Below are 6952 nucleotides of genomic sequence, written 5' to 3' on the forward strand. Positions count from 1 at the left end.
CTCGCCGCGTCGCCACCGGCTGCCGCGGGCCTCGCCGCAGCCGACGGCGAGTTCCCGGGAGCGGTCACCGAGTCCCGGCTCACGGGAGTGCGCAAGATCGTCGCCGAGCGGATGATGCACTCGGTCTCCTCGACCGCGACCGTCACCTATACGTCATCGGCACCGGCGTCGGCGTTGCTCGCCCTGCGGGCCCGGTTCAAGGCGTCCGACCCCGCGATGGGTGTGGACGCGGTGACCCTGGGCGACCTGGTCAACTTCGCGGCCGTTCGCGCGGCGACTCGACACCCGGTGTTCAGCGCACACCTCGAGGACGGCATCCTGCGCACCTTCGAGGACGTGCACCTCGGCATCGCCGTGGACACCCCTCGCGGGCTGCTCGTGCCGACGGTCCGGTTCGCGAGCCGAATGGGGCTGCGCGAGCTGGCGGCTCACACCAAGTCGTTGATCGGCGAGGCCCAATCGGGCGGAATCAATCCCGACCTGTTGGCCGGGGCAACCTTCACCGTCTCCAACCTCGGTGCCTTCGGCATCGAGAGCTTCTCCCCGATCATCAACGCGCCCCAGACCGCCATCCTCGGTGTCGATGCGATCTCCACCCGTGCCGCGATCGGCGCGGCCGGCGAGCTGGTCGCCGAGCAGCGGATCGGGTTCTCCCTCACCGCCGATCACCGAGTCATCGACGGAGCGGACGCGGCCCGCTTCCTGCGTGACCTCACGACGGTGATCGCCGAGATCGACCTCGCGATCGTCGGGTGAGCAGGCGAGCAATGAGCGACTACGACGTCATCATCATCGGTGGTGGCCCCGGCGGCTACCTGGCCGCCGAGCGTCTGGGCCATGCCGGGATGCGGGTGCTGCTGGCCGAGGCCGACACCGTCGGGGGCACCTGCCTCAATGTCGGCTGCATCCCGACCAAGAGCCTGCTGCACTCGGCCAAGACCTATCGCCATGCCCTCGACGGCGCCATGTTCGGCGTCAATGTCACTGGCGTGCAAGCCGATTGGTCGGCCATGCAGGCCTGGAAAGCCAAGACCGTCGGGACCCTCGTCGGCGGTGTGCAGGCGAACCTGCGCCGCCTCGGCGTGACGATCGTCCATGAGCACGCCCGGGTCGTCGGAGCCGGGCGGGTCGAGGTCGCAGGCAGCGTCCACAAGGCCGACCATGTCATCGTGGCCACGGGATCCGAGCCGGTCATGCCCCCCATCCCCGGGGCCGACGGCCGCGTGGTCGATTCGACCGGGTTGCTCGCCGTCGAGGTCATCCCCGAGCGCCTCGTCGTCATCGGCGGCGGGGTCATCGGGGTCGAATTCGCCAGCCTCTTCGCCGCGCTCGGCTCACAGGTCGACGTCGTCGAACTCCTCCCCGAGATCCTGCCGTTCATGGACACCGACATCGCCTCGCGGGTGCGGGCCGGCATCGAGGGCGTCACCTTCCACCTGGGCTGCCGTGTCGAATCACTTGACGGAGAGCCGGGTTCGACGACGGTGCGCTTCACGGACGCCGACGGGAGCGAACAGGCCCTGACCGCCGACACGGTGCTGATGGCCGTCGGTCGGCGTCCCCGGATCGCCGACTCCGGCGCGGCCGAGGCCGGCCTGGACCTGGTCCGTGGCGCGATCCGTGTCGACGACACGATGCGCACCAACCTCCCGGGCGTATGGGCCGTCGGGGATGTGACCGGGCGCAGTCTCCTCGCGCATGCGGCGTACCGGATGGCCGAGATCGCCACGGCCAACATCCTCAGCCTCGGGCGGGTGCCGCCGGGCGAACGGCTGCGCGAGGACACCATCCCGTGGGCCGTCTACGCCATTCCCGAGTCCGCGGGCGTCGGCCTGAGCGAGTCCCAGGCCGAAGCCAGAGGGCTCGACGTCACCTCCGCTGTCGTGCCGCTCTATCTCTCGGGGCGCTTCGTCGCCGAGAACGGCGTCGGGGCCCCGGGCGCCGTCAAGCTCGTCGCCGAGACCGGCTCGCGGGTGGTGCGCGGAATCCACATGCTCGGAACCTATGCCCCCGAGATGATTTGGGGCGCCGTGAGCGTGCTCGAAAACGAATTGACCATCGACGACCTGCGCCAGATCGTCTTCCCTCACCCCACCGTCTCCGAGGGCATCCGCGAGGCGTCATGGGCCATCTTCAGCTAAGCCGCCCGCCCCTGCCACCGAAGGTAGATATGAAATGACCAAGTCCCTGATCGTCGACCCGAGCGTCGTACGCCGGCACGATGTCGTCGCGCTGCGCGAGCTCCCCGTCAACGCCTATGAGATGAACTGGGCCGCCGAGGTCGAGCGACTCGGCAAGGACGGGATGCGCGATGTGCTGCGGGACATGGTCACTATCCGCGAGTTCGAGTCGATGCTCGATTCGCTGAAGAAGACCGGCAGCTGGCTCGGCCTCGAATACAACCACCGCGGCCCCGCCCACCTGTCGATGGGTCAGGAGGCGGCGGCGGTCGGCCAAGCCATGGCGCTCGAACCCGTCGACTTCGTCTTCGGCTCCCACCGCAGCCATGGGGAGATCCTCGCCAAGTGCCTGTCGGCGATCCGCAAGACCGACGCGGACCAGCTAGCCGCGACCATGGAGGGATTCCTCGATGGGGACACGCTGCGGTATGCCGAGAAGCTCCCGAGCCAGGGCTTGGAGGAAGTAGCTCTCAACTTCGTCCTCTTCGGCACGCTCGCCGAGATCTTCGCCCGGCAGTCGGGCTTCAACCGCGGGATGGGCGGCTCCATGCACGCCTTCTTCACCCCGTTCGGGTCGATGCCCAACAACGCGATCGTGGGTGGCTCAGCACCGATCGCGCTCGGCTCGGCGCTGTTCAAACGGATCAACCGGCAACCGGGGATCGTCATCGCCAATATCGGCGACGCCTCCATGGGCTGCGGCCCCGTCTGGGAGGCGATGACCTTCGCGGCGATGGACCAGTTCCGCAACCTGTGGCGCGAGGAGGACGGTGGGAACCCGCCGATCATCTTCAACTTCTTCAACAACTTCTACGGCATGGGCGGACAGACCTCCGGCGAGACCATGGGCTTCGGCACCCTTGCTCGCGTCGGCGCCGGCGTCAACCCCGAGCAGATGCACGCCGAACGCGTCGACGGCTACAACCCCCTCGCCGTGGCCGACGCCATCCGCCGCAAGAAGGAAATCCTCCTCGAGGGCCGCGGACCGGTGCTGCTCGACACCATCACCTACCGGTTCGCCGGCCATTCCCCGTCCGACGCCTCCAGCTATCGCACCCGCGACGAGGTCGAGCTGTGGGAGCACGCCGACCCGATCCATGCCTTCGGCGAGCTGCTGGTGAGCAAGAAGGTCATGACGCAGGGCGCCATCGACACGATGCGTGAGGAGGTGCGCGACCGCTTGCTCGAGGTGCTGCGCATCGCCACCGACGAGGACCTGTGCCCGCGGGTGACCGACCGGTTCATCGAGTCGGTCATGCTCTCCAATGGCAACGAGCCTGCCCTCACCGAGGGCGAACCCGAACTCTCCGAGCCGGTTTCGGAGAACGCACGCAGCAAGTCGCTGGCGACCAAGGTCCGCACGGCCCACGATTCCGACGGCAAGGCCGTGTCGAAGATCAAGATGTTCACCTTCCGCGACGCCCTCTTCGAGGCGATGGCGCATGGCTTCGCGACCGACCCAACCATGGCCGCGTGGGGCGAGGAGAACCGGGACTGGGGTGGCGCCTTCGCCGTCTATCGCGGGCTGACGGAGATGCTGCCCTATCGGCGCATCTTCAACTCCCCCATCAGCGAGGCCGCCATCGTCGGAGCCGGTGTCGGCTATGCGCTTTCCGGCGGTCGCGCGGTCGTCGAGCTGATGTACTGCGACTTCCTCGGTCGCGCCGGCGACGAGATTTTCAACCAGGCCGCCAAGTGGCAGTCGATGTCGGCTGGGCTGCTGAAGCTGCCGCTCGTTATCCGCGTGTCCGTGGGTAGCAAGTACGGCGCCCAGCACTCGCAGGACTGGTCGGCGCTGGTGGCTCACATGCCGGGTCTCAAGGTCTACTTTCCCGCCACCCCGACCGACGCCAAGGGCATGCTCAATCTGGCGCTGCGCGGCACCGACCCCGTCGTCTTCCTCGAAAGCCAGTTGCTCTACGACAAGGGCGAGGAGTTCGAGGCCGGCGGGGTGCCGGAGGGCTACTACGAGACCCCCGAGGGCCTGCCCGTCGTGCGGCGGGCCGGATCCGACCTGACGATCGCGACATACGGCGCGACGCTCTATCGGGCGATGGAGGCGGCCGACCTCCTGCAGGAGCGCCACGGCCTGTCGGCCGAGGTGGTCGACCTGCGATTCCTGTGCCCGCTCGACTACGAGCCGCTGCTGGAGTCGGTGCGCAAGACCCACCGCCTGTTGCTGGCTTCCGATGCGGTGCAACGGGGTTCGTTCCTGCAGCAGGTCGCCGCCGATGTCCAGACCCTGGCCTTCGACGTCCTGGACGCACCGGTCACGGTCGTGGGCTCGCGCAACCACGTCACCCCCGCCCCAGAGCTGGAGGACATCTTCTTCCCGCAGGCCGAGTGGATCCTCGACGCCGTCCACGAGCGGATCGTGCCGCTGCCCGGGCATACGCCCACGAGCAACCAGACCGAGGGCGAACTGATGCGCCGCAGCCGGCTCGGGGTGTAGCCGCATGACGCGTCCGGCCATCGTCGTCGCCGGCGACAGCCTGATCGACTTCGAACCGATCCGGTTGCCCGCGGGCGATGTCGCCTATCGTCCGCACTGCGGCGGTTCGTGTCTCAATGTCGCCATCGGCCTCGGCCGCCTGGACGTGCCGACGGCATTCCTCGGGCGGTTATCCACCGACCACTTCGGCCGGATGCTGCGCGCCCATCTGGCCGGGGCCGGCGTCGGCACCGACCTGATCCTCGAGACCGACGACCTCACGACACTCGCCATGGTGCACCTGAGCGAGGGCGGGCAGCCGTCCTATTCCTTCCACGCCTCCGGCGCCGCGGACCGCGGCCTCACGCGCCAGCACCTGACCGAATCCTCCTGGGGCGGAACGCTTCCCGAGGGAGCAGCGCTGCACATCGGATCCATCGCCTTGGCGATGGAGCCGCAGGCGAGCACCTTGACCGAGCTCTTCCTCGGCGAGGCCGGTCGCCGGGTGCTCACCCTCGACCCCAACGTGCGGCCCTCCCTCGTCACCGATCACGAAACCTTCGTCTCCCGCATCGAGGCGCTCGCTCGCGTGAGCACGATCGTCAAGTGCAGCGATGAGGACTGCGCCGCCATCGCCCCCGGCGCGCCGCCGGGGCAGGTGATGCGCCGCTGGCTCGACGAGGGGGTCAGTCTCGTGGTGCTGACCGAAGGGAGCAAACCCGTTCGTGCCTGGACCCGGCACGCGTCGGCGGCCTACCAGCCGCCGCCCGTGCCCGTCATTGACACCATCGGCGCCGGGGACTCGTTCATGGCCGCGCTCCTGGCCGACCTGCACCACACCGGCCGGCTCAGCGTCGCGGCGATCGAGGCGCTGGATGATGCTGCGCTGGAAACGATCTTGACATGGGCCGGCACGGCTGCGACGCATACGGTCCAGCAGGCGGGCGCCAACCCGCCCTGGACCACGGACCTGCCCGCCGCCACCTGACCGCTGGTGTCCAGCATCCTGTGTCTGAGCAACCTGTGTCTGAGCAACCAGTGTCCGAGCAACCAGTGTCCGAGCGACCAGTGTCCGAGCGACCAGTGTCGTCTGAGCATCGCCCGGTGACCGACGACCGGCCCCGCACGCTGGCGCGCGCGCAGACGTCGCGCGGCGAGCTGGCGTTGCGAGTTCGCGACGGCCTGCAGGGGCCGGTGCACGAACTCATCGTGGCCGGGGTGTTCGCGATGGACGACGCTGAAATGTCGACCGAGATCGAACTGGCCCGCGCAGGGCTGACGGGGTGCGCGAATCCCCGCCGGGTCCTCGTCGGCGGCTTGGGACTGGGGCACACGACGCTGGCGGTGCTGGCGGATGAGCGGGTCGTCTCCGTGACGGTGGTCGAGATCGAGGACACGCTCGTCGCGTGGGCCCGCGAGGGCCTGGTCCCGACGCTCACCCGGGTCGCTGCAGACCCGCGCGTCCACCTCGTCGCCGCCGACGTCGGGGACCATCTCGGCGCGGAGGGCGCGGCATACGACGCGATCCTGCTCGATGTGGACAACGGGCCCAGTTTCCTTGTGCACCAACACAATGCGGGGTTGTATGCCGAGACAAGCCTCCGCGCGATGCTGCGGCGAGTCGCCCCCGGCGGGATTCTCGCGATCTGGGCAGCTCAGCTCGAACCCGGCCTGCTGGCCCGGCTCACACTCCTCGCCGCGGGTGACCCCGGCGTCACCGTCGAGGAGCGGGTCTTGCCGATCGAACGGGAGGGCCGCTCGTTCGACTACGCCATCTATGTAGTGTCCCGGATCGACCAGTGATAGCCCGGACGTGCGTCTGCGCGCCGGTCAACGGGCGGCCAGGGCAGCGTCGTACAACGCCTTCTTGGACAACCCCGTCAGCGCCGCGACCTCGGCGCTGGCGTCCTTGAGCCGGGTGCCGGCCGCAACGAGGTCCTGGACCTGAGCGACGGCGGAGGGCAGGTCCGCGGCCGCCGGTGGCGCGCCGGCCACGACGATGGTGATCTCCCCGAGGACCCCGTCGGCTGCCCACTCCGCGAGCCGGCCCAGATTGTCGCGGCGCACCTCCTCATACGTCTTGGTCAGCTCGCGGCAGACGGCTGCCGGGCGGTCGGCACCGAAGGCCTCGGCCATCGCGGCCAGGGTCGCCGGGGTGCGGTGCGGCGCCTCGAAGAAGACCATCGTGCGCCGCTCGGCGGCGAGCTCGGCGAGAGCCCGGGTCCGCTCCCCCGGCTTGCGCGGGAGAAAGCCGTCGAACGCGAAGCGGTCCACCGGCAACCCGGAGAGCGCCAGCGCCATCAGGACCGCGCTCGGCCCGGGCGCGCAGGTGACCGGCAGG

At 69.3% G+C, this 6952-nt stretch carries 6 protein-coding genes; 5 read left to right on the forward strand and 1 reads right to left on the reverse strand.

Annotation, left to right across the window (positions count from 1 at the left end; all coding sequences use genetic code 11):
- The 5 genes from BN11_RS07805 to BN11_RS07825 all read left to right on the forward strand — a co-directional run.
- The coding region (locus tag BN11_RS07805) for a 2-oxo acid dehydrogenase subunit E2 (RefSeq protein ID WP_162213185.1) at positions 1-756 on the forward strand (756 nt) is incomplete at its 5' end.
- Positions 757-767: 11 nt separating this feature from the next.
- On the forward strand, positions 768-2141 hold the full coding sequence (gene lpdA / locus BN11_RS07810) for a dihydrolipoyl dehydrogenase (protein WP_048696382.1): 1374 nt from the start codon (positions 768-770) through the stop codon (positions 2139-2141).
- A 34-nt stretch (positions 2142-2175) separates the two neighbouring features.
- Positions 2176-4632: an alpha-ketoacid dehydrogenase subunit alpha/beta gene (locus BN11_RS07815; protein ID WP_048696384.1), complete on the forward strand. Its 2457-nt coding sequence runs from the start codon at positions 2176-2178 to the stop codon at positions 4630-4632.
- A gap of 4 nt (positions 4633-4636) precedes the next feature.
- The gene (locus tag BN11_RS07820) at positions 4637-5599 is read left to right on the forward strand and encodes a carbohydrate kinase family protein (protein WP_048696386.1); all 963 of its coding nucleotides are present in this window, start codon (positions 4637-4639) and stop codon (positions 5597-5599) included.
- Between the two features lie 116 nt (positions 5600-5715).
- Entirely contained in the window at positions 5716-6414 is a 699-nt protein-coding gene (locus BN11_RS07825; protein WP_053084036.1) for a spermidine synthase, read from the forward strand.
- A 27-nt stretch (positions 6415-6441) separates the two neighbouring features.
- Here BN11_RS07825 and rsmI read toward each other — a convergent pair.
- On the reverse strand, positions 6442-6952 hold a 511-nt coding region (rsmI, locus tag BN11_RS07830), incomplete at its 5' end, for a 16S rRNA (cytidine(1402)-2'-O)-methyltransferase (protein WP_048696387.1).

Origin of the sequence: Nostocoides australiense Ben110, assembly GCF_001050535.1 — a bacterium.
GTDB classification, from domain to species: domain Bacteria; phylum Actinomycetota; class Actinomycetes; order Actinomycetales; family Dermatophilaceae; genus Nostocoides_A; species Nostocoides_A australiense.